The organism is Serratia quinivorans (genome assembly GCF_052113645.1).
Classification (GTDB): domain Bacteria; phylum Pseudomonadota; class Gammaproteobacteria; order Enterobacterales; family Enterobacteriaceae; genus Serratia; species Serratia quinivorans_B.
On sequence record NZ_JBIEIU010000004.1, the window covers coordinates 58,125 to 82,060 of the forward strand.

At 56.7% G+C, this 23,936-nt stretch carries 21 protein-coding genes; 6 read left to right on the top strand and 15 right to left on the bottom strand.

Annotated elements, in window-relative coordinates:
• The first annotated feature begins 69 nt into the window (after positions 1-69).
• Positions 70-1,767: an NAD-dependent malic enzyme gene (locus ACGS9J_RS09455; protein ID WP_442230670.1), complete on the top strand. Its 1,698-nt coding sequence runs from the start codon at positions 70-72 to the stop codon at positions 1,765-1,767.
• Between the two features lie 169 nt (positions 1,768-1,936).
• Positions 1,937-2,680, top strand: a complete 744-nt coding sequence (gene sanA, locus ACGS9J_RS09460; protein WP_442230671.1) for an outer membrane permeability protein SanA — start codon at positions 1,937-1,939, stop codon at positions 2,678-2,680.
• Between the two features lie 63 nt (positions 2,681-2,743).
• Here sanA and mglC read toward each other — a convergent pair whose 3' ends face one another.
• The 7 genes from mglC to ACGS9J_RS09495 all read right to left on the bottom strand — a co-directional run bounded on the left by mglC (position 2,744) and on the right by ACGS9J_RS09495 (position 11,176).
• Positions 2,744-3,754, bottom strand: coding sequence for a galactose/methyl galactoside ABC transporter permease MglC (mglC, locus tag ACGS9J_RS09465; protein ID WP_006322189.1), 1,011 nt, complete (start codon positions 3,752-3,754; stop codon positions 2,744-2,746).
• A gap of 11 nt (positions 3,755-3,765) precedes the next feature.
• Positions 3,766-5,274, bottom strand: coding sequence for a galactose/methyl galactoside ABC transporter ATP-binding protein MglA (mglA, locus tag ACGS9J_RS09470; RefSeq protein WP_442230672.1), 1,509 nt, complete (start codon positions 5,272-5,274; stop codon positions 3,766-3,768).
• A 165-nt stretch (positions 5,275-5,439) separates the two neighbouring features.
• The gene (gene mglB, locus ACGS9J_RS09475; protein ID WP_442230673.1) at positions 5,440-6,432 is read right to left on the bottom strand and encodes a galactose/glucose ABC transporter substrate-binding protein MglB; all 993 of its coding nucleotides are present in this window, start codon (positions 6,430-6,432) and stop codon (positions 5,440-5,442) included.
• A 256-nt stretch (positions 6,433-6,688) separates the two neighbouring features.
• Positions 6,689-7,726: an HTH-type transcriptional regulator GalS gene (galS, locus tag ACGS9J_RS09480; RefSeq protein ID WP_442230674.1), complete on the bottom strand. Its 1,038-nt coding sequence runs from the start codon at positions 7,724-7,726 to the stop codon at positions 6,689-6,691.
• A gap of 129 nt (positions 7,727-7,855) precedes the next feature.
• Entirely contained in the window at positions 7,856-9,037 is a 1,182-nt protein-coding gene (gene yeiB / locus ACGS9J_RS09485; RefSeq protein WP_442230675.1) for a DUF418 domain-containing protein YeiB, read from the bottom strand.
• 69 nt (positions 9,038-9,106) lie between these two features.
• A complete protein-coding gene (folE, locus tag ACGS9J_RS09490; protein WP_442230676.1) occupies positions 9,107-9,772 on the bottom strand; it encodes a GTP cyclohydrolase I FolE in 666 nt (221 codons plus the stop codon).
• Between the two features lie 246 nt (positions 9,773-10,018).
• Positions 10,019-11,176, bottom strand: a complete 1,158-nt coding sequence (locus tag ACGS9J_RS09495; RefSeq protein WP_442230677.1) for a YbfB/YjiJ family MFS transporter — start codon at positions 11,174-11,176, stop codon at positions 10,019-10,021.
• A gap of 107 nt (positions 11,177-11,283) precedes the next feature.
• Between ACGS9J_RS09495 and ptrR the strand changes: the two genes are divergently transcribed.
• The 3 genes from ptrR to fghA are packed head-to-tail and all read left to right on the top strand — an operon-like array spanning position 11,284 to position 14,214.
• Entirely contained in the window at positions 11,284-12,201 is a 918-nt protein-coding gene (gene ptrR / locus ACGS9J_RS09500; protein ID WP_442230678.1) for a putrescine utilization regulator PtrR, read from the top strand.
• A gap of 28 nt (positions 12,202-12,229) precedes the next feature.
• Complete coding sequence (locus tag ACGS9J_RS09505; protein ID WP_442230679.1) at positions 12,230-13,357, top strand: S-(hydroxymethyl)glutathione dehydrogenase/class III alcohol dehydrogenase; 1,128 nt, start codon at positions 12,230-12,232, stop codon at positions 13,355-13,357.
• Between the two features lie 14 nt (positions 13,358-13,371).
• A complete protein-coding gene (fghA, locus tag ACGS9J_RS09510; protein ID WP_442230680.1) occupies positions 13,372-14,214 on the top strand; it encodes an S-formylglutathione hydrolase in 843 nt (280 codons plus the stop codon).
• Between the two features lie 61 nt (positions 14,215-14,275).
• Here fghA and ACGS9J_RS09515 read toward each other — a convergent pair whose 3' ends face one another.
• From ACGS9J_RS09515 to ACGS9J_RS09550, 8 genes are all read right to left on the bottom strand, one after another.
• Complete coding sequence (locus ACGS9J_RS09515; RefSeq protein WP_442230681.1) at positions 14,276-14,467, bottom strand: hypothetical protein; 192 nt, start codon at positions 14,465-14,467, stop codon at positions 14,276-14,278.
• A gap of 632 nt (positions 14,468-15,099) precedes the next feature.
• Positions 15,100-15,324 carry a hypothetical protein gene (locus ACGS9J_RS09520; RefSeq protein WP_442230682.1) on the bottom strand — a complete coding sequence of 75 codons (225 nt, stop codon included), beginning with the start codon at positions 15,322-15,324 and terminating at the stop codon, positions 15,100-15,102.
• Positions 15,325-15,350: 26 nt separating this feature from the next.
• Positions 15,351-16,259 carry a glutathione ABC transporter permease GsiD gene (gene gsiD, locus ACGS9J_RS09525; protein WP_442230683.1) on the bottom strand — a complete coding sequence of 303 codons (909 nt, stop codon included), beginning with the start codon at positions 16,257-16,259 and terminating at the stop codon, positions 15,351-15,353.
• A 9-nt stretch (positions 16,260-16,268) separates the two neighbouring features.
• A complete protein-coding gene (gene gsiC / locus ACGS9J_RS09530) occupies positions 16,269-17,189 on the bottom strand; it encodes a glutathione ABC transporter permease GsiC (protein WP_442230684.1) in 921 nt (306 codons plus the stop codon).
• A 50-nt stretch (positions 17,190-17,239) separates the two neighbouring features.
• Positions 17,240-18,778 (bottom strand): glutathione ABC transporter substrate-binding protein GsiB, encoded by a 1,539-nt coding sequence (gsiB, locus tag ACGS9J_RS09535; protein WP_442230685.1) that lies wholly within the window; start codon positions 18,776-18,778, stop codon positions 17,240-17,242.
• Positions 18,779-18,801: 23 nt separating this feature from the next.
• Positions 18,802-20,679, bottom strand: coding sequence for a dipeptide ABC transporter ATP-binding protein (locus tag ACGS9J_RS09540; protein WP_442230686.1), 1,878 nt, complete (start codon positions 20,677-20,679; stop codon positions 18,802-18,804).
• Positions 20,680-20,698: 19 nt separating this feature from the next.
• Entirely contained in the window at positions 20,699-21,655 is a 957-nt protein-coding gene (locus ACGS9J_RS09545; protein WP_442230687.1) for an isoaspartyl peptidase/L-asparaginase family protein, read from the bottom strand.
• Positions 21,656-22,067: 412 nt separating this feature from the next.
• The gene (locus tag ACGS9J_RS09550) at positions 22,068-22,604 is read right to left on the bottom strand and encodes a DUF924 family protein (RefSeq protein ID WP_442230688.1); all 537 of its coding nucleotides are present in this window, start codon (positions 22,602-22,604) and stop codon (positions 22,068-22,070) included.
• Positions 22,605-22,697: 93 nt separating this feature from the next.
• On the opposite strand from ACGS9J_RS09550, the gene moeA reads away from it, so the two are divergent.
• Positions 22,698-23,936 carry a molybdopterin molybdotransferase MoeA gene (gene moeA, locus ACGS9J_RS09555; RefSeq protein WP_442230689.1) on the top strand — a complete coding sequence of 413 codons (1,239 nt, stop codon included), beginning with the start codon at positions 22,698-22,700 and terminating at the stop codon, positions 23,934-23,936.

Consider the following 23,936-nt stretch of genomic DNA (forward strand, 5'->3'; position numbering starts at 1 on the left):
TGTACATATCTTCCCGATCTTTTAGGATCTAGCCCATAAAGTTATCCGATACGTTGAAGAGCAAAAGCCATGGAACTTGAATACGAAAGCAAACGCCCTCTCTACATCCCTTATGCCGGCCCTATTCTGCTGGAATTTCCGCTGCTGAATAAAGGCAGCGCTTTCACCGAGGATGAACGCAGCCATTTCAACCTGCACGGTTTACTGCCTGAAGCGGTAGAAACCATCGAAGAGCAGGCGGAACGTGCCTACCGTCAGTACCAGGATTTCAAAAACGACAGCGATAAGCACATTTACCTGCGTAACATCCAGGACACCAACGAAACCCTGTTCTATCGCCTGCTGGATGCTCACCTGAGCGAGATGATGCCCATCATCTACACGCCGACGGTGGGTGAGGCTTGTGAGCACTTCTCCGATATTTACCGCCGGGCGCGTGGGCTGTTTATCTCCTACCCGAACCGCGACCGCATTGACGACATGCTGCAAAACGCCACCAAGCAAAACGTTAAGGTGATCGTCGTCACCGACGGTGAGCGCATTCTGGGCCTCGGTGACCAAGGCATCGGCGGCATGGGCATTCCAATCGGTAAACTGTCGCTGTACACCGCCTGCGGGGGGATCAGCCCGGCCTATACCCTGCCGGTAGTGCTCGACGTCGGCACCAACAACCCGCAGCGCCTGAACGATCCGCTGTACATGGGCTGGCGCCATCCCCGTATTTCCGGTGACGAATACCACGCGTTCGTTGAAGAGTTTATTCAGGCGGTAAAACGTCGCTGGCCGAACGTGCTGTTGCAGTTCGAGGATTTTGCCCAGAACAATGCGACGCCACTGCTGAACCGCTACCGTGACGAAATCTGCTGCTTCAACGACGATATTCAGGGCACGGCAGCGGTCACTCTGGGCAGCCTGATCGCCGCCAGTCGCGCCGCAGGCAGCCAACTGCGCGATCAAACCGTCACCTTCCTGGGCGCAGGCTCCGCCGGTTGCGGCATTGCCGAGCAAATTATCGCGCAGATGAAATCCGAAGGCCTGAGCGAAGAAGAAGCCCGTGCACGCGTCTTCATGGTCGACCGTTTCGGCCTGCTGACCGACAAGCTGCCTAACCTGCTCGATTTCCAGAGCAAGCTGGTGCAAAAGAGCCAAAATCTGGCCGCATGGCAGACGGAAAGCGATGCCATTTCCCTGCTGGACGTCGTCCGTAACGCCAAGCCAACCATTTTGATCGGCGTATCCGGTCAGCCGGGTCTGTTTACCGAAGAGCTGATCCGCGAAATGCACAAGCATTGCCCACGTCCGATCGTGATGCCATTGTCCAACCCAACCTCCCGTGTGGAAGCCCGCCCGGAAGACATCATCAACTGGACCGAAGGTGCTGCATTAGTGGCTACCGGCAGCCCGTTTGCGCCGGTAAGCTATAAAGACCAGTTGATCCCGATCGCCCAGTGCAATAACTCCTATATCTTCCCGGGTATTGGTCTGGGTGTGCTGGCTTCCGGTGCAACCCGCGTGACCGACGCCATGCTGATGGCCGCCAGCCGTGCGCTGGCCGACTGCTCGCCTCTGGCCACTGACGGACATGGCGCACTGCTGCCGAATATCGACGATATTCAAGGCGTATCCAAGTGCATCGCCATGGAAGTGGGCAAAGCGGCACAGTTGCAAGGCGTGGCGGTGGTTACCTCGGAAGAGGCGCTGTCGAAAGGCATCGAACACAACTTCTGGCGCCCGCAATACCGCAGCTACAAGCGCACCTCTTTCTGATTTGTGCAGCTAAAACATCAGGCCCGGTTCGCCGGGCTTTTTTTATGCTCAAAAGCGCCTAAAAATGCGGTGCAATGCGTGCTTGATGGGGGGACAAGCTTGCGTCGGCCTGTCAGGTAAAGTAGCCTTGAGCCATCTTTTTTGACCCCTGTGCGCGTAAGGCAATAACATGTGGAAACGCCTGATAATCAGCCTGTTCATCATCACTGCGCTGCTGATGCTCTCGGCTCTCGCGCTCGATCGTTGGATCAGCTGGAAAACCGCGCCTTACGTCTATGACGAACTGCAAGGCCTGCCCCATCGCCAGGTCGGCGTGGTGCTGGGTACCGCCAAATATTACCGCACCGGCGTGATCAACCAATACTATCGCTACCGCATTCAGGGCGCGATTAACGCCTATAACAGCGGCAAAGTGAAATACCTGCTGCTGAGCGGCGACAATGCCCAGCAAAGCTACAACGAGCCGATGACCATGCGCCGCGATTTGATCGCCGCCGGCGTGGCGCCCAGCGACATCGTGCTGGATTACGCCGGGTTCCGTACCCTGGACTCCATCGTACGCACCCGTAAAGTGTTCGACACCAACGACTTTATCATTATCACTCAGCGCTTCCACTGCGAGCGTGCGCTGTTTATCGCGCTGCATATGGGCATCCAGGCGCAGTGTTATGCGGTGCCTTCGCCAAAAGATATGATGACGGTAAGGGCACGCGAGATCTTCGCACGCCTTGGGGCGCTGACCGACTTGTACATCCTCAAACGCGAACCGCGCTTCCTCGGCCCGCTGATCCCCATTTCCGCCATGCACACCGTACCGGAAGATGCCCAGGGTTACCCGGCGGTATCGCCAGAGCAATTGGTCGAGCTGGAGCACAAGCTGGCGGCGGAAAAGCAAAAAGCCAAACAGCCTTAGCTTCCCCACCATTGAAATAGAAACGGCCAGCATCTGCTGGCCGTTTTCATAACTGAAACACAACTATTTTTTCTTGGCGTATTTCAATGAGTCCAACGCCACGGCAAAGATGATAATGCCGCCCTTGATGATGTACTGCCAGTAGGGGTTAACACCAATGTAGGTCAGGCCGTAGTTGATAACCGTAAAGATAATCACCCCGGTCACCACCCCCAACACCGTCCCGACACCGCCGGCAAAGGACACCCCGCCCACCACGCACGCCGCAATGGCGTCCAGCTCATACATAAAACCGAGGTTGTTGGTGGCGCTGCCGATACGGCCCGCTTCCAGTAAACCGCCGAAGGCATAAAACACCCCGGACAATGCATAAATCATGATCAGGTTCAGCGGCACGTTCACGCCGGAGACTTTGGCTGCCTCAGGGTTGCCGCCAATGGCGAAGATATTTTTGCCGAAGCGGGTTTTATTCCACAGGATCCAGACAAAAATAATCGCAATGATGGCGTAGAAGGTAATGTACGACAGCTTAAAGTCGCCAAAGCGCAGGAACCCTTGGGCAAAGGTGGAGAACTTGGGATCAAAGCCTGCCACTGGCGATGCACCGACCGAGTCGTAATACAGCGAGTTGATGCCGTAAACGATGATCATGGTGCCCAATGTGGTAATAAACGGCGTCACATTGAGGTAAGCGATGATCAAACCGTTCACTAGGCCGATCACCGCGCCAACGGCGCACACCAGCAGGATCACCAGCGGGATCGACCAGGTTTCCATGTGCGGGAATACCTTGTTCACGTTGTCCATCGACTGCAACAACGTCGCCGCGACCACCGCCGCCAGGCCAACCTGACGCCCGGCGGACAGGTCGGTCCCCTGGGTGACAATCAACCCCGCCACGCCCAGTGCAATAATGATGCGCACCGAAGACTGAGTCAGGATGTTACTCAGGTTCATTAAACTGAGAAAGGTCGGATCCTGGATAATAATAATTGCCAGCAGCACCAGCAACACCACGTAAATGCCACCTTCCTTGAAATAGGTGAACAAAGTTTTCTTATTCAGCGCGTTCATAATTCTGATCCTTAAAGGTGCAGGGATGCGAGGCGTAAAATTTCATTTTGCGAGGTCTGTTTGGTGTTAACGATGCCCGCAACCTGACCATTACTCATCACCAGTATTCTGTCGGTAATTCCCAAAAGCTCCGGCATTTCAGACGAGACAATAATGATCCCCTTGCCCTTCTTCGCCAGTTCGGTCATCAACTGATAAATTTCGAATTTGGCGCCAACGTCAATGCCACGCGTCGGTTCATCCAGCATTAATATTTCCGGTTGGGTCAGCAGCCAACGACCGATGATCACCTTCTGCTGATTGCCGCCGGACAGCGAACCGATGTGGGTGTGATGCCCCGGGGTCTTGACCCGCATGGCATCAATCACCCACTGGGTGTCGCTTTTCATTCGGGCGTTATCCAGCAGGCCGATTTTATTTTTGTAGTTGCGAATATTGGAGATCAGCGAGTTAAAGCCCACGTCCAGATAGGCATAAATCCCGGTGGAACGGCGTTCTTCCGTTACCAGCGCGAAGCCGTGGTTAATCGCTTCGTTGGCGCTGTGGTTGTTGATGGCCTTACCGTGCAGTTTGATGGTGCCCGCAACTTTTTCGCGGATGCCGAACAGGGTTTCCACAATGTCGGTACGCTTGGCGCCCACCAGCCCGGCAATGCCGAGGATCTCGCCCTGATGCAGATCGAAGGAGACATCGCGAATCGATGGCTGACGCAATGACGTCAGGTTCTTCACCTCCAGGATCACCTCGCCCGGCGTATTCTGCCGATCGGGGAAACGCTGGCTGAGCGAACGGCCCACCATCATCGAAATGATCTTGTCCATATCCAGCCCTTCCAGCGGCTGGGTGGCGATCCACTGGCCGTCGCGCAGGATGGTGATTTCGTCGCACAGCTGGAAGATTTCCTCCATCTTGTGCGAGATATAGACGATGCCGCAGCCGCGCTCTTTCAGCTTGCGGATAATGGTGAACAGGTGGTTCACCTCTTTTTCCGTCAGTGATGACGTCGGCTCATCCATAATGACAATCTTGGCGTCATAGGAGAAAGCCTTGGCGATCTCGATCATCTGCATTTGCGATACCGATAGCGTGCCCACTTTATCCCGTGGGTTAATATCAATATCCAGCTCGTCGAATATCGCCTGGGTATCTTTCAACATCTTGTCCTGATCGACAAACATGCCCTTGGTCGGGTAGCGCCCCAGCCACATGTTGTCCATCACGGTACGCTGCAAAACCAGGTTCAATTCCTGATGCACCATGGAAACGCCGTGCTCCAGCGCTTCTTTAGAGCTTTTGAAATCAATTTCCTGGCCCTGAAAAATAATACTGCCGGCATCTTTTTTATAAATGCCGAACAGGCATTTTAATAATGTCGATTTCCCCGCGCCATTCTCCCCCATTAATGCATGAATGGAGTGCGGACGAACGCGTAGATTCACATTATCCAATGCCTTGACGCCGGGAAATGATTTACTGATATCGGTCATTTCCAGCAAAAATTCGCGTGGGCTGTCGGCCATAAATACACCTGGCTATGTTACCCGCCACCTTTCAAGCCGCAGCGCTGTTAGCTGCAACCTGAAATTCAACGGATATAGGCTGTGATTTTAAGAATAAATGTCCCCGCCGGCGGCTTTCCTGGTGTTGGCGCTGGGTAGCGCACCGCCGACGGGGTCATTCAGAACTTACTTAACAAATTTAGACAAATTGTCTTTATCTACGCCAACGTAAGGAATGCGCACCACTTTATTGTCGATTTTATATTGGGTGCCGTCGGCGGCAGGTTTGCCCGCAGCCAGGTTTTTCGCCAACTCGAAGGTGGCTTTAGCCTGGTTGTCGGCGTCGTTCAGCACCGTCCCCGCCATCGCGCCGGATTTCACCATCGCCAAAGCTTCTGGCAAGGCATCGACACCGAATACCGGGATGCTGGATTTGTTGTGCGCTTTCAGCGCTTCGACGGCCCCCATTGCCATCGCATCGTTGTTGGCGATAACCACTTCGATTTTGTTGGCGTTAGGGCCGGACAACCAGGCATCCATCTTGTCTTTCGCCTGTGCGGTGTCCCACATCGCGGTATCCATCTGCAGTGACTGAGTTTTGATACCGTCCTCATTCAAGGTTTTCACTACGTAGGTGGTGCGCGCTTCGGCATCCGGATGGCCCGGTTCGCCTTTCAGCAGCACGTACTGGATCTGGCCGTCTTTGTTCAGATCCCAGTTCGGGTTGGCCTTCCAGTGTTTCTCGATCAGTTGGCCCTGAATGACGCCGGACTCTTTAGAGTCGGTGCCCACGTAATAGGCTTTGTCATAGCTGTCCAGCGCTTTGCGGGAAGGCTCTTTGTTGTAGAACACAATCGGGATATCGTTTGCGCGCGCCTTATCAATTACCACCGGAGCGGCCGCTGGATCCACCAGGTTGATTGCCAGCGCTTTAACGCCTTTGGCGATCAGCACGTCGATCTGGTCGTTCTGTTTGGATTGGTCGTTCTGCGAATCATTCATCAGCAGGGTGACATCCGGAGAGGCCTTGGCGTCTTTCTCGATGGCCTTGCGTACCACCGACATAAAGTTGTCGTCGTATTTATAAATAGTGACGCCAATACGGGTATCTGCGTGAGCTGCGGCGCCAAACATCATGGCTGCGGCCGTCGCGGCCAGGGTGAAAACCTTCTTATTCATTGTGTGTCTCCGGTTTATGTAGGGTCTTGCTCGGTATTAGGCCAAGGGTAACCGGCGGTGAATGCACGACCGGGCCTGGCAGTTTCCCTGTCATCCGTGAATCATGTTATTCCTGAAAAATGTGGCGCCAGCGTGAGATAAAAAACAGCAGCGGCAAGTGCCTTTACGCTGGAAAACGCCTAGAGCATAGACGGCGTGATGTTAATAATCTGTGAATTTTCTCACAGATTGAAAACGGTTACACAAGATTAAATGTTCAGAGAGTGACCGCCGCCTCACTTTGCCAAGGGGCTACAGAATGGCGGCGAACCAGGGTAGGCATAAACAAATGGCGGGCCTGTGGCTCCAGCTTGCCTGCTGCGCCCAGCAAGGCCAGTTCGGTAGCCAGCGTCGCCATGGTGACAATCGGGTAACGCACCGTGGTGAGCTTGGGGCTGGTGTAGCGGGCGATGGGGATATCGTCGAACCCCACCAGCGAGAAATGTTGCGGTACTGTGATACCGTTTTCTTTCAGCACCGCCATGGCGCCGGCGGCCATGGCATCGTTGTAGGCGAACACCGCGCTAAGATGCAGGTTGCGCCCGAGCAGCTCGATCATCGCTTCTTCACCGCCCTGCAGATCCGGCGAACCGTAGGCGCGCCAATTGTCCGGCGTGACCAGCCCAGCCGCGCTCATCGCCTGCACATAGCCCTGCTGACGCAGCGGCCCGTCCTCGATCGGGTGGTTAGAGCCCAAATAACCGATACGCTGATGGCCCTGCGACAACAGCAAGCGCATCGCCATCTCCGCCCCGCTGACGTTATCCAGCCCGACGCAGCGGTGCTCATAGCCGGCGATGATCCTGTTGATCAGCACCATGCCCGGCACCTGATCGAGAAAAGCGATCAGCTCGTCATCACACAGGGTTTTCGCATGAACAATCAAGGCGTTGCAGCGCTGACGCAGCAGCACCTCAATGGCGTGACGCTCTTTATCAGCCTGGTGGTAGCTGTTGCCGATCAACAGGTATTTGTGATGTTGCTGCGCCACGGTGTCTACCGCTTTCACCAGCGCGCCGAAGAAGGGATCGGAGACGTCCATTACCACCACCCCGAGGGTATCGCTGCTCTGGGTGGCCAACGCTTGCGCATTGGCATTGGGGCGATAGCCCAGTTCAGCCACCGCCTTCAACACCTGTTCGCGCGTCTCTTTGCTGGTCAGGGCGCTGTGGTTCAGCACGCGGGAGACGGTCGCCACAGACACGCCCGCACGCTTCGCCACGTCGCGAATGGTGGTTGGGTGAACAGAGGTCATGAAAGATCCTGAGGTCGGGGTAGTTGACAGTGGCGCTATCCTACCCCGTTTGTCATCCTCCTCTGCGTGAATTACGTCACAGGAAAGAAAACGTTTACATACATTTTTTTAACCTACCTGCGCCAGATCTCAATTCAGTACCTTGGGCTCCACCTTGCCGGTGGCCAGGGCGGTCAATTTACGCCATATCCACTCCACCGGCCCCTGCGTGAAATAACGCAGCCACAGGTTGGAAAACAACAGGTTAGCCAGCCAGACCAGCGGCACAAACGCCAATAGCTGCAAACGGTCAAACTGTTGATACAGGCCGAAACGATAGAACAGCGTGGTGCAGATCAGCGTTTGCAGCAGGTAATTGCTCAGCGCCATGCGCCCAACCTGCGTCAACCAATGCCCAATGCGCAGACGCGACAGCGTCGGCCAAAAACCGTAGCACAGCGCCAGATAGCCCATCGCCTGCAGCGGCGCACCCAGCTCGCGCGGCACCTGCAATAAAAAACCGCTCCAGCGGTAATCCCAATGAAGATGCCACTGCAACGCCACTGCCGGCAGTTGGATCAGCAATGAAAGCGGTATCAGCCATGCCGCCTGACGGCGATAGTAACCCGGCGAATACGTGCCGCGCAGCCAACCACTGCGCATCAAACCGGCACCGAACAGCATCAGCCCCGCCAATTCCCAACCGTATTGCGCACCAATCGCCAGCAGGCTGGAAGAGAGAAGATCGGTGCGGCTGCGCCAGGCCTCCATCCCACCCTGCAGCTTCCAAAACTTCTCATACTGCAGCTCTGCCACACCGGGTTGCCAGAAACCACCGGGTTCGCCGTGTGAAATGAAGCCCAACAGCAGCAGCACCCCGACGCCAATCAGATACAGCACCACACCGGTTTTCAATAATTGGTAGGTCTCTTTCGCTTCGCGGATCATCCGCCAGCACACCAGCCCGATCAGCCCATAGGCCAGCAGGATATCGCCGTCCCAGAGGAAAATGGCGTGCCCCAGACCGAACAGCACCAGCCACGACAGCCGTGCGCGTATCCAGCCCTTGCCGCGACGCAGCAGCATCTGCAAACCGGCACCAAACAGCAGGGCGAACATCGCCAGGAACTTGGCCTGCGCGAAAATGTCCAGCAACGCCCAGGTCCAGGCATCACGCGATGACGGTAACCCCAGATAGGCGGGATTGAGGTAGGCGGCCTTAGGCAACCCGAAGGCGCTGATATTTAGCAGCAGAATGCCAAGGATGGCGATACCGCGCACGCAGTCCAGCGTGGCGATGCGCGGCAAAGGAGCCGTTGAGCTAGTGTTCATGAGTTTATCGCTGTCTTCCGCACATTAAAAAGGCGCCCGCAGGCGCCCTGTTACTCTTCTGTCGACCCATCACGCCTGGTGATGGCGCACCGCGCGCAGGAATTCCTGACGGGTGTTCTGGCTGGACTTGAACAGCCCGCCCAGAGAGGTCGTGGTGGTGGCGCTGGTTGCGTCGCGGATACCGCGCGCCTTAACACAATAATGGACCGCATCGATCGATACCGCCACATTATTGGTGCCCAGCAGGGTTTGCAATGCCACCAGGATCTGCTGAGTTAAACGCTCCTGCACCTGCGGGCGCTGGGAGAAGAACTGCACGATACGGTTGATTTTCGACAGGCCGATCACCGCATCCTTGGGAATGTAGGCCACGGTAGCCTTGCCATCGATGGTGACAAAATGGTGTTCGCAGGTGCTGGTCAGGGTGATATCACGCACCGTGACCATTTCATCCACCTTCATCTTGTTTTCGATGACGGTGATTTTCGGGAAATTGGCGTAGTCCAGGCCGGAGAAAATCTCATCGACATACATTTTGGCGATACGGTGTGGGGTTTCCGCCAGGCTGTCGTCGGACAGATCGAGATTAAGCAGCTGCATGATTTCCGTCATGTGCTCTTTAATACGACGTTTACGCGTCTCGCGATCCAGCACTTCGCCGCGTAACGGGGTTTCCAGACCACGCTCTTCGAGCGCCGCGTGAACCAATGCAGCTTCTTTACTTAATGATGTCATTTCTTCTCTCCAACGGACTTGAACTCACCGCTCCGGCTGTTTTACCGAGCAGAGGGTGAATTGCATACTCTCCTGACGACAGAAGTTTCCGTAGTTAATAACGTGAACCCAGTCAAGATTTTGACCCCACTCTAGATGAGAGTGAGGGGATTATCCAGTGATTGTGTTTCATCCGCAGGTGAAATATCCGCATTTAGCACAATCAGGCCGGCTGCGGCTATTCCACGTTTTTTGTACGGAATTTAATCACTGCGCCGTCGATTTTCGCGCCAGCTCACGTGCCGACGTATTTACCACCAGCAGACCGGCCACGATCAGCGCCGCCACCGCCACATACAATGCCGGTTCCAACCTGTGGGTCAATGCGGTTGACAGTGCCGACAGCGTCGGGCCGACCAGTTGGCCAATCGCATAACCGGTGGTCAACAGCCCCGCCATATAGCGGGCATGGTTGGGCGCCAGTTCGCGGCCGTGCTGGATCGAGAGCTGCACCACGCTGAGGAAACCACCGCCGGTCAACAACGCCCCCAGCGCCAGCCCGGCGACCCCCGGCACGATTTCCGCGCTCAACACCCCCAACGCCTGTACCCACAGAGTCATCGCCAGACGGGTCTGGGTGGTCAGGCGATGACGGGTCAGAATACCGATGACAATCCCCAGCACTGCCGCCCCGCCGAAGATCGGCCAGACAAATTGCCCGAACAGGCTACCGGGAAAACGCGCCGCCGCCATTTGCGACAGGAAGGTGGCCGGCAGAATATAGCCAAAACCCGCCAAACTGTAGCTCCACACCAGGCGCTTCAGCGCCGGAGTCAGCAGCAGCGGCTCCGGTGCCACATCAGGACGATGCAATTCACCGGCCTTTGGCAAGTTCATGCTGATCGCGCCAATCAATACCAGCGCCAGCACGCCGTAGACCATCCAGGCCTGCGACGCCGTCAACGCCAGGCTGTGGATCCCCACCGCCAGCATGCCGCTGATGAAAATCCCGGCCCCCGGGCCGGCGAATACCGCCGCGCTGAGTGCCGGTCGGCCATAGTGCGCCAACCGCTCATTGGTCCAGGCCGCCACCAGCACCATCGACCAACCGCTGGCCCAACCGATGAGGAAGCGCACCGCGCCGTGCCACCATTCGCCCTGTACCCAGGCGGAAAGCAACGTCAAGACCACCGCTCCCCACACACCCAACCACAGCCGCCGTTCAACATGCCGGCTGGCACGCATGGCGTCATAAGCGCCGCACAGATAACCCAGATAATTAATGGCCGCCACCAGCCCGGCACCGGTCAGAGTGAACTGATGCTCGGCAATCATCAGCGGCACCTGCGGGGTAAAGGCAAAACGACCGATCCCCATGGCAACGATCAACGCAATAAAACCGCTCAGGGCAATTCTTAAGGCCATGTAGAGTTATCCATACTGTTAAAAGAAAGTTGCGAGTATCATGCCGCAGTATTACACTCACAAAAACTGAATAATACTCACCAAGTTCATCACGAAAAGAGAAGATAATGGATCTGACCCAGCTCCGCATGTTTTGCAGCGTCGCCGAAACCGGCTCCGTCGCCCGTGCCGCCGAGCAACTGCACCGCGTCCCCTCGAACCTGACCACACGCCTGCGTCAGCTCGAACAGGAGTTGGGCACCGATCTGTTCATCCGCGAAAAACAGCGCCTGCGCCTTTCGCCGATGGGCCATAACTTCCTCTGCTACGCCCACCGTATTCTGGCGCTGAGCGAAGAAGCCATGAGCATCACCCATGCCGGCGAACCCGCCGGTAACTTCGCCATCGGCTCGATGGAAAGCACTGCCGCGACCCGTTTGCCCACCCTGTTGGCGGCGTATCACCAGCGCTTCTCGCAGGTGTCGCTGTCGCTGACCACCGGCACCTCCGGCGAGATCACCGAACGGGTACGCGCCGGTACGCTGGCGGCGGCTCTGGTCGACGGACCGGTGCAATATGACGAACTCAACGGCTGCATCGCCTTCCCCGAACACATGGTGGTGATCTCCTGCCTCGATCACCTGCCGATCCATAACGCCAAAGACGCCAAGGGCGAAACCCTGTTTGCCTTCCGCGCAAGCTGCTCTTACCGCCTGCGGCTGGAGTCCTGGTTCAAGCGCGAAGGCGCGCTGCCGGGCCAGATTATGGAAATTCAGTCCTACCATGCCATGCTGGCCTGCGTTGCCAGCGGCGCCGGGCTGGCGATGATCCCGCATTCGGTTCTCAGCCTGCTGCCGGGCCATGAGCGGGTGAAAGTGCATGCCCTACCGGATGACATCGCCCAAACCGCCACCTGGCTGTTGTGGCGACGCGATGCCTTTGGCCCGAACGTACGCGCTCTGAAAGAATTAATTATTGAGCAGGCAGAAACCGTCGCGGTTGAAAATACTGCCTACGACTTACCCGATGCTATCGACATAGCCTGATTTAAAAAATAGACCACTGGAGACTATGATGGAAATGATCAAAACCCGTGCCGCCGTTGCCTGGGGACCGAACCAGCCGCTGAAGATCGAAGAAGTCGATCTGATGCCACCGCAAAAAGGCGAAGTGCTGGTGCGGATCGTCGCCACCGGCGTCTGCCACACCGACGCCTATACCCTCTCCGGCGCCGATCCGGAAGGCGTGTTCCCGGCGATCCTCGGCCATGAAGGCGGCGGCGTGGTGGAAGCCATCGGCGAAGGCGTGACCAGCGTGGCGGTCGGCGATCACGTGATCCCGCTGTACACCCCGGAATGCGGCGAGTGCAAATTCTGTAAATCCGGTAAAACCAACCTGTGCCAGGCGATCCGCGCCACCCAGGGCAAGGGTTTGATGCCGGACGGCACCACCCGCTTCTTCAAAGACGGCAAGCCTATCTTCCACTACATGGGCACTTCAACCTTCTCCGAATACACCGTGGTACCGGAAATCTCCCTGGCGAAAATCAGTAAAGAAGCGCCGCTGGAAGAAGTCTGTCTGCTCGGCTGCGGCGTCACCACCGGCATGGGTGCGGTGATCAACACCGCTAAAGTACAAAAAGGCGATACCGTTGCCATCTTCGGCCTTGGCGGCATCGGTCTGTCGGCCATTATCGGCGCACAGATGGCCGGCGCGGGCCGTATCATCGGTATCGATATCAATACCAGCAAGTTCGATCTGGCACGCAAACTGGGCGCTACCGACCTGATCAACCCGCAAGACTACGATAAACCTATTCAGGACGTGATCGTCGAACTGACCGACGGCGGCGTTGATTTCTCCTTCGAGTGTATCGGCAATGTCAACGTGATGCGTTCAGCCCTGGAATGCTGCCATAAAGGCTGGGGCGAATCCGTGATTATCGGTGTCGCCGGCGCGGGCCAGGAAATCTCTACCCGTCCGTTCCAACTGGTGACAGGTCGCGTCTGGCGCGGATCCGCCTTTGGTGGCGTGAAGGGCCGTTCGCAACTGCCAGGCATCGTCCAGCGTTATATGGACGGTGAATTCGCGCTGAACGACTTTATTACCCACACCATGGGTTTGGAGCAGATTAACGAGGCGTTCGATTTGATGCACGAAGGCAAATCCATTCGTTCCGTTATTCACTTCGACAAAAAATAAGCCAGGAGGCAGAGATGACCTTGTCATTAGAACTTCTCGAAGAGCACCGCATGTTTGGCGGCTGGCAACAGCGTTACCGCCATGCGGCGCAGAGCCTGAATTGCAACATGACTTTCAGCATCTATCTGCCGCCACCGCGCGATGATAACCCGCCGCCGGTGCTGTACTGGCTGTCGGGGCTGACCTGCAATGATGAAAACTTCACGCTGAAGGCCGGTGCGCAACGTATCGCCGCCGAACTGGGGTTGGTGCTGGTGATGGCCGATACCAGCCCGCGCGGTGACGATGTGCCGAATGATGAAGGCTACGATCTGGGTCAGGGGGCTGGTTTCTATTTGAATGCCACCCAGGCACCGTGGGACAAGCACTTTCGCATGTACGACTACATCAGCGACGAGCTGCCAGAGTTAATCAATCAGCATTTCAGCGTCAGCGATCGTCAGTCGATCTTCGGCCACTCCATGGGCGGCCACGGTGCACTGATGATGGCGTTCCGCAATCCTCAGCGTTTCCGCTCGGTGTCGGCGTTCGCGCCGATCGTGAACCCGTGCCAGGTCCCCTGGGGGCGTAGAGCCTTTGCCGCCTATTTGGGCAACGACGAAAGCCAGTGGTTGCAGTATGACAGTTGCCATCTGCTGGCCAACGGTGCGGAAAAAATGCCGGTGCTGGTGGATCAGGGGGATGACGATCAGTTCCTGGCGGATCAACTGCAACCGGCGAAACTGGCCGAACTGGCACGCCAACGTGACTGGCCGCTAACCCTGCGCATTCAGCCGGGTTACGATCACAGCTACTTCACCATCGCCAGTTTTATCGAAGACCACCTGCGCTTCCACGCCGAACATCTGTTCCGCTGATCATAGAACCGTAACAGTGCTTGCGATAATAGCTATCGCAAGCACTTATTACGGGTACAGCTTATTCTCTTCCGTTAAACCAATAATAAAAATTCTCAAATGAAGTCAGTACCGTTTTCACGCCAAAAAAGGCGAAAACCGCCACTGCGATATCCACATAGCTATTATGAGGTTTCATAATGGCCAGTGAAGAGTGATTAATCAAAGGGTAAAATATTGATGTCCATAGTGCAATAATAATGCAAGCTTTCATCTTATATTCCATTGATGAAATATGAATTACCAACGACACTGGCCATTCACACTATTACGGCTATTATTACCTCCCAGCGCATCCTGTCGTCCCCCTCTGCTAGGCCCCTCATCCGCACATGATATTCCGGCTTGTATTCCCCCAAACACAGCACCAGCAATCATAGCTGCCGGATGGCCAGCTCTAAGAATAGCACCGATAACCACGCCTTCAATCACACCGGTAATGAGACTGGCACCCACTTTATTCGCACAGGTATTAGGTACCCCGCCATAGTGACCGCGGCCATCCCCCCGACCTTCATAACCAGAGTCAGCGTTACCGCCCGAAATTAAATCAAGTTCCTGTGTTGTTAACTCCCGAATAGCCATATTATTCACTCCATGAATTAAACTTATTACGCTCATAAATAAAAACACTAGCCTGCCACTGCCACAATATAACCATGCGAACAAAACGCAAATCATTATTAGCAATAAATGTGACGAAGATAATAAATTAATCGGCGTATTACGCTGACTTACTGATTAAGCTAAAATACATTTTTAAATTAATCAATTAAGGGTTTCACGTATTACTATTTAGGCTCTTTTACCTTCAACAATATTTATAACCACCGCTTAAATGGAACGTTAAGAAACATTCTCGATGCCGTTGTACCAGCGGTAAAAGGCTTGCGCCAGGTTACAGACCTTCCAGATACCAAAAAACACCAACAAACCAACAATCACATCCACATAGCTGATATTGGGGTATGTCATCAGAAGCGACGATTTTTTCACCAGACAGGATCCTCCCCAATAGGTGATGATGGTAATCAACGTGCTTGTAATTCCCTTTTTACTGATATTGCCCATAGCCAGCTCCTTTGGACTAAATACAGTTATCCCTTCAACTTCGGATCCAACGCATCGCGCAAGCCATCACCCAGCAGGTTAAACGCCAATACCGTGATGAATATCGCCAGACTGGGGAAAATCGCCACGTGCGGCGCAATCACCATATCCGCCCGTGCTTCATTGAGCATCGCGCCCCACTCCGGCGTAGGCGGTTGTGCACCCAGGCCGAGAAATGACAGGCTGGCGGCGGTGATGATTGAAGTGCCGATGCGCAGGGTAAAATACACCACAATCGACGAAATTGTCCCCGGCAGAATATGCCGCATGATGATGGTCCAGTCTGACGCGCCAATGCTGCGCGCCGACTCGATATAGGTCAGATGCTTCAATACCAGCGTGTTGCCCCGCACCAACCGGGCAAATGCCGGAATGCTGAAAATGGCCACGGCGATGATCACATTGGCCATGCCGCTGCCCATAATCGCCACCACGCCGATCGCCAGCAAAATACCGGGAAAGGCGAACAGCACATCGCAGATACGCATGGTGATGCGATCCCACCAGCCTTCGTAATAACCGGCCAGCAGCCCCAGCAACGTGCCGATCAGCCCACCGACCAGCACCGAGAATACCCCGGCAGCCAGCGAAATACGGGTCCCCATCAGAATGCGACTGAAAATATCCCGTCCAAGCGAATCCACGCCCAGCCAATGCATGAGCGAAGGCCCTTCGTTCAGGCGGTCGTAATCAAAGTAATTTTCCGCGTCGAACGGCACCCAATAAGGTGCCATCAGCGCGGCAATCACCAACAGCAGCACCAATACCCCGGCGGCCAGCGCCAGACGTTGTTGGCGGAAACGCCGCCAGAACTCATGCCACGGCGTGCGTACCGCGTTCGGGTTGATCGTCGGCATCGCCTTCAGTGCAGCGTTGCGTCGCCAATGCTTAATCATGCAGCGCCCTCATTTGTAACGTATCGCCGGGTTAATTGCCGCATACAGCAGGTCCACCAACAGGTTAATCAAAATGAACTCCAGTGAAAACAGCAAGACTTCGGCCTGGATCACCGGGTAATCGCGCATCTCCACCGAGTCGACCAGCAGCCTGCCCAGCCCCGGCCAGTTGAAGACCTTCTCCACGACGATCGATCCGCCGAGCAAAAAGCCAAACTGCAACCCCATCATGGTGACCACCGGGATCATCGCGTTACGCAGCCCGTGTTTCACCACCACCATGGTTTCCCGTACGCCCTTTGCGCGCGCGGTGCGCATGTAATCTTCCTGCAGCACCTCAACGAACGAAGCGCGGGTAAAGCGCGCCATCACCGCCGCCACCGCGGCACCAAGCGTGATCGAAGGCAGGATATAGTGCCGCCAACTGTCGGCGCCCACCGTCGGCAACCAGCCGAGACTGACGGAAAATACCTGCATCAGCAGCATGCCAAGCGCAAAAGCGGGAAACGAAATCCCGGAGACCGCCAATGCCATACCGAGGCGGTCCGGCCAGCGGTTACGCCACACCGCAGACACCATACCGATGCCCATACCGAAAATCACCGCCCACAGCATGCTGCTCAAGGTCAGCCACAGGGTCGGCAGAAAGCGCGAGCCGATCTCTTCGCTCACCGGGCGCTTGGAGATCATCGAAGTGCCGAAGTCCCCCTGCAACGCATTGACAAAAAAGTGCACGAACTGTTGCGGCAGTGGCTTGTCCAGCCCCAAATCCTTACGCACCAGTTGAACCACCGCTTCGTCGGCCTCTGGCCCCGCCGCTAGCCGTGCCGGATCGCCGGGCAGCATATGGACGAACAGAAACACCAATACCGCGACAATCAGCAGCGTCGGGATCAGGCCCAGCAGTCGTTTCAGAAAATAATTAAGCATCTCGGATCCGTTCCCTCACCCCGCCCTCAAGGAGAGCGGGGATCGGTGCCTTATTTAAGGTCGGCATTATCAAAGTTGAACGAGGTATCCGGCATCACGTAGAAGCCGCTCAGCTGTTTGTTATTGGCCGACAGCAAGCGCTCGGTCGCCAGGAAGATCCACGGCGCATCAGCCCAAATGCGATCCTGCGCGTCCTTGTACAGTTTTTGCTTCTCGGCGCGATCGGTGGTCGCCAGCGCGCCGGTCAGATCCTGATCTACCTGCGGGTTACTGTAAAACGCCGTATTGAACTGCTTCGGTGGCGCGGCCTGGGTGGCGAACAGCGGCGACAACGCCCAATCCGCTTCACCGGTCGATGCTGACCAGCCGGTATAGAACATGCGCACGCCGGTGTCTTTCACCCCAACGCTTTCCACCTGCGCCGCACGCTGGCCGGCATCCATGGCGGTCACCTTCACTTTCACCCCGACCTGCGCCAACTGCTGCTGGGCAAACTGCAACACTTTCTGCGCGGTGCTGTGGTTATGGGACGACCACAGAGTGGTGGTGAAACCGTTAGGGTAACCGGCCTCTTTAAGCAGTTCGCGGGCCTTGGCCGGATCGTACGGCCACGGCTGGTAACGGGTGGCGAAATCAATCGCCGGCGGCACCGGGCCTTCCGCCGGAACCGCGTAGCCGGAGAACGCCACTTTGATCAGCGCGTCTTTGTTGATGGCGTAGTTCAGTGCCTGACGCACCTTCAGGTTATCGAATGGCTTTTGCGTAACGTTCAGGCTGATGTAACGCTGCAGGATCGACGGCGCGGCCACCAGATCGAGTTTGGCATTGCCTTCCAGCACCTTGGCCTGCTCATAAGGGATCGGGAAGGCAAAGGTCGCTTCGCCGGTTTGCAGCATGGCGGCACGGGTATTGTTGTCCACTATCGGACGCCAGGTGATGCTGTCGAGCTTCGGCAGCCCCGGCTTCCAGTAACCGTCAAACTTTTTCACCTTGACGAAATCGGTCTGGTTCCAGGTCACGAACTGATACGGGCCGGTGCCGACCGGATGGAAACCGATCTCTTTGCCGTACTGTTTCAGCGCCGCCGGTGAGATGATCACCGCCGCCGGGTGTGCCAGGTTGTTGATAAACGCCGAGAATGGCGCCTTCAGCACGATCTTCACCGTGGTGGCGTCCACCACCTCGGTTTTGTCGATCATCTTGAACAGGTTGTAGCGCTTGAGGTGGTTGTCCGGGTTGCTGGCGCGATCCAGGTTCACCTTCACCGCTTCGGCGTTAAATTCGGTGCCGTCATGGAATTTCACTCCCGGATGCAGCTTGACGGTGTAGGTCAGGCCGTCCTTGCTCACCTCGTAGCTGTCCGCCAGCACGTTCACCAGCTTCATGTCCTTATCGAAACCGAACAGGCCCTGATAGAAGGATTTGGCCACCGCCTGCGACAGCGTGTCGTTGGCATCATAGGGATCAAGCGTGGTGAAGTTGGACGCGACGGCGATCACCGCCTCTTTCGCCGCCCAGGCTGGGCCGGCGACCACTGCCGCCAGCAGTACGGCGCCCGCTAATGCCTTACGTTTGAATGTGTGCTTCATGGTGCTTGTCTCTCCTGAGGTCACTAAAAGGCACCGGCGATCGGGTGGCGGGCGACAAAATGCCCCGGCCCAACCTGCACTAGCGGTGCGGTAACGGGTTCATCACCCAGCGCGCGGATCGGGCTGGGGATTTCATCGACCAGCAGCGGCTGGCGTTTATTGGCATGAGCGGGATCGGCCACCGGTACCGCCGCCATCAGCTTGCGGGTGTAAGCATGCTGCGGATTTTCAAATACCGCCCGGCGTGGACCAATTTCGACGATTTGTCCCAGGTACATCACCGCAACGCGGTGACTGATGCGCTCCACTACCGCCATATCATGCGAGATAAACAGAAAGGCAATGCCGAACTCGCGCTGTAAATCGAGCAACAGGTTGACAATCTGCGCCTGAATCGACACGTCGAGCGCCGACACCGATTCATCGGCGATCACCACCTTGGGATTCAGCGCCAGCGCGCGCGCAATACAGATACGCTGCCGCTGGCCGCCGGAAAACTCATGCGGATAGCGACGTGCATGTTCCGGTTTCAGCCCCACGCGCTCCAGCAGCCAGGCCACTCGTTCCTGCGCGGCTTTGCCACGCGCCACGTTATGCACCAACAGCGGTTCCATGATCGAGAACCCAACGGTCAGACGCGGATCGAGCGAGGCGTAAGGATCCTGAAAGATAAACTGGATATCCCGCCGCAAATGCTGCAACGCCGGGCCTTTCAACTGATTAATCTGGCGACCGTCAAAGGTAATGGTGCCGTGCTGGCTGTCCACCAGCTTCAGCAACGAACGACCGGTGGTGGATTTGCCGCAGCCGGACTCCCCCACCAGCCCCAGCGTTTCGCCGGGATAGAGATCAAAACTGACGTTTTCCACCGCATGTACCTTGCGGGTAACGCGGTTCAAAATGCCGCTGCGCAGATCAAAGCGTGTGACCAGATTTTCCACCCGCAGGATCGGCGATGAACCGGGCGGCACGGTATCTTGCGGCCCGCCGTTGTCAGTGCCATCCGGCAGCGGAAATTTAGCCGGAAAGTCCTGGTCCGCCATCGACCCCAATTTGGGCACCGCGGCCAGCAGCGCCTGAGTGTAGGGCTGTTGCGGCGCGGCAAACAGCTCACGCACCGGCCCTTGTTCCACTTGCTCCCCCTGACGCATCACCAGCACCCGGTCGGCAATCTCCGCCACCACGCCCATGTCGTGGGTGATGAAAATGACCCCCATCTGCATTTCCTGCTGCAGCACGCGAATAAGCTGCAAGATTTGCGCCTGAATGGTGACGTCCAGCGCGGTAGTCGGTTCATCGGCAATCAATAACGCCGGTTTGCAAGACAGCGCCATGGCGATCATCACCCGCTGGCGCATGCCGCCGGAAAGCTGATGTGGGTAGCGATTAAGCACGTCTTTGGCTTCGGGAATGCGCACCAGATCGAGCATCTGCAAAGCGGCTTGTCTCGCCGCACGGTGGTCCATCGCCTGATGCAGGCGCAGGGATTCGGCTATCTGTTCCCCTACCGGGAACACCGGGTTCAGCGAGGTCATCGGTTCCTGGAAGATCATCGCCATATCGGCACCGCGCACCGTACGTAATGTACTCGGGCGCGCGCGGGCCAGATCGAGCACCTCGCCGTTACGTCGACGAAATGGCATTGCACCGCTGACGATGTTGCCGCCGCCCTGTTCGACCAACCGCATCAAAGCCAGAGAGGTCACGGATTTACCCGAGCCGGATTCGCCGACGATCGCCAGCGTTTCACCACGATCGAGATCGAATGACAGGTGACGCACCGCATCAAGGGTGTCGCCCTGTTGTTGGAATTGGATGCTCAGATCACGCACCGACAGCACGCGCTGCGGCGGCAATAACAGCCCGGTGTCGGCCACCGGCGGCATTAAGGTATCGGTCATGCACCCTCCTGGTGATCGGTTAGCGGTAAATCCCTACGGACGGCGCATCGCCGACATAACCGAAACCGCGGTACATGCCTTCACTGTTGAAAGGCAGCGCCACATTGCCGTGACTGTCGATGGCAATCATGCCGCCACTGCCGCCCATCGCCAGCAATTTTTCCATCACCACCCGGTCGGTGGCCTGCTGCAGGCTGAGTCCCGCGTACTCCATCAACGCGGAAACGTCATAGGCCGACACGCCGCGCATGAAGATTTCCCCGGTGCCGGTGCTGGACACCGCCACCGTGGCATTGTTGGCATAACATCCGGCGCCGATAATGGGGGTATCCCCCACCCGCCCGGCTTGTTTGTTGGTCATGCCACCGGTCGAGGTTGCCGCAGCCAGGTTACCCAGCGCATCCAGCGCCACCGCGCCGACGGTACCGAATTTGCGATCGGGATCGATAGGTTCACTACTCTGCGCAGCACCGTCGTGATCGAGCAGCACACGTCCCTGCTCCGCCTGAGCGCGGTGCAGTTGGTCAAAACGGGCCTGGGTAAAGAAGAAATCGGGAGCGACCATTTCAAGATCGTGGGCGGCGGCAAATTTCTCGGCCCCCTCTCCGGCGAACAGCACATGCTGGCTGTTTTCCAGTACCGCACGCGCAGCCAGCACCGGGTTACGTATTCGGCTGACGCCGGCCACGGCACCGGCATCGCAGGTGCGTCCATCCATCACGCAGGCATCCAGCTCATGGGTGCCCTGATGGGTGAACACCGACCCTTTGCCGGCATTAAACAGCGGGCACTCTTCCAGCAGCCTCACTGCTTCGGTGACCGCATCCAGGGCGCTGCCGCCCCGGGCCAGGATCTGCTGACCGGTAACGACGATATCGGACAGCGCCTGAATATACTCTTGTTCCTTTTCAGCACTCAGCGCCGCACGGGTAATTGCGCCTGCGCCGCCATGAATGGCAATCACTGGTTTGCTCATTTGCCTGACACCCTGTGTTAATCCTGCCAATCCCGCATCCCCGTCATTGAAGGGGAAATATATTCACCTTGGCGGCCGCCGGAAACGCGGCAACCAACAAGGGACGGGTATCATTATTATTGGGTCTTTTCCCGACTATATTTAGCCGCGCAATCGAAGTAAAGCATAAAGTCTCCGCCCAACTTTTAGCGTAGCCCGCTTAGATTATTTCGCACATTGAAATAGCTTAATGGAATAAAAACAGAGGGTTATAAAGTGTCTGAATCACCCTGAATAACGGCTGGGATTTTTGGTAAAAACCCATAAGAGACACACCGCCATTACCTGCAGAAATAACCGATCTCTCTAAATATTTAGCCGCTGTGCGTTCAACCTGCTGTTTTTTGGCCGGCTGAACGCAGATGATCAATATTCAGAACCCCGAACCTGGCAACAGCAAAAAGGCTTCTTCCTCCGGGGTGGAGATTCGCCCTAATATCGCATTACGGTGCGGGTAACGGCCAAAACGGTCAATAATGGCTTTGTGCCGCAATTCAAACTCCAGCTGATCGGCATTGCCCAATTCGCTATACAGTGCCAACGCCTGTTGATGGATCAATGCCGATTCCGAGTGCATAAACGGCAAATAGAGAAAGCCCCGTTGCTCTGGACTGAGCCGTTCGCACTGCCCACTGCGAACCGCTTCCTGCGCCAGCACCAACGCCATGCAGTCGCTGGCAAATGAACGAGGTGTGCCGCGGAACAGGTTACGGCTGAACTGATCGAGCACGATCACCTCCGCCAACCGCCCTTCAATGGTTTCTCGCCAGTGCGCCAGCTCGCCGGCCGCAGCGGCCTGCCAGATTTGGCCAAAACGCGTATGCAACAGGCGATCAAAATCATCGTCCTTTTTGAACCACATTGCCGGTTCGATTTCGTCGAACCAAAAGTCTAATACTTGTCTGTGCATCACTGCCTCCCGTTGTTTACATCAGCATAGCATCCTTCATAATACCCCCACTTTGTCGCTATTTTCGCGCACCCTGATTACGGAGTTGCCTTTATGGATCATTGCCATACTTCCGATCTCATTTCCCTGGAGCAGGCGCTGGAGAAGATGCTCAGCCAGATCACTCCCCTGCAACAGACCGAATCCATTGCCCTGACCGCCGCCGCCGGCCGTATTACCGCCGCACCGGTCATTTCGCCGATTGATGTGCCACCCTTCGCCAATTCGGCCATGGACGGTTATGCCGTACGCCTCGCCGACCTGCAGGCCAACGCGCCGTTGCCGGTGGCGGGCAAAGCCTTTGCCGGTGCCCCGTTCGACGGCGACTGGCCGGCCCGTACCTGCATACGCATCATGACCGGGGCCCCGATCCCTGCCGGAACCGAGGCGGTGATCATGCAGGAACAGGCCGAGGTCAGCGATGCCGGCGTGCGCTTCACGGCAGCAGTACAAGCCGGGCAAAATATTCGTCTGGCGGGGGAAGATATTCGTCAGGGGGCCGGGGTTTTACCTGCAGGTATCAGACTGGGCGCTGCGCAGTTGCCACTGTTGGCCTCGCTCGGCGTCGCCGAGGTGCTGGTGGTGCGTAAACTGAAAGTCGCCGTGTTCTCTACCGGTGACGAACTTCAACCGGTCGGGCAGCCACTGCAGGCAGGCCAAATCTATGACACCAACCGCTTTGCCGTGCGCCTGATGCTGGAGCAACTGGGGTGCGAGGTTCTGGATCTGGGGATTATCCGTGATGATCAAAACGCCCTGCGCGCTGCCTTTGAACAGGCGGACGGTCAGGCCGACGTGGTGATCAGCAGCGGCGGTGTCTCGGTCGGTGAAGCCGACTACACCAAACAGATGCTCGACGAGTTGGGCGAAGTCAGCTTCTGGAAGCTGGCAATCAAACCCGGCAAGCCCTTTGCCTTCGGTAAACTCAAACAGGCCTGGTTCTGCGGCCTGCCGGGCAACCCGGTTTCCGCAGCGCTGACCTTCTACCAACTGGTGCAGCCGCTGTTGGCGAAACTGGCGGGCCACAGCGACTGGCATTTACCCCCGCGCTTGCAGGCACGTGCTGTGACACCCTTGAAGAAAGCGCCGGGTCGCCTCGATTTTCAGCGCGGCGTGTTTACCCGCAATGCTCAGGGCGAGCTGGAAGTGAGCACCACCGGCCATCAGGGCTCGCACGTATTCAGCTCATTCAGCCAGGGGAACTGCTTTATCGTACTGGAACGCGAACGCGGCTCCGTGGCGGTCGGTGAGAAGGTGGAAATTGAGCCCTTCAACGCGCTGCTGAGGAGCTGA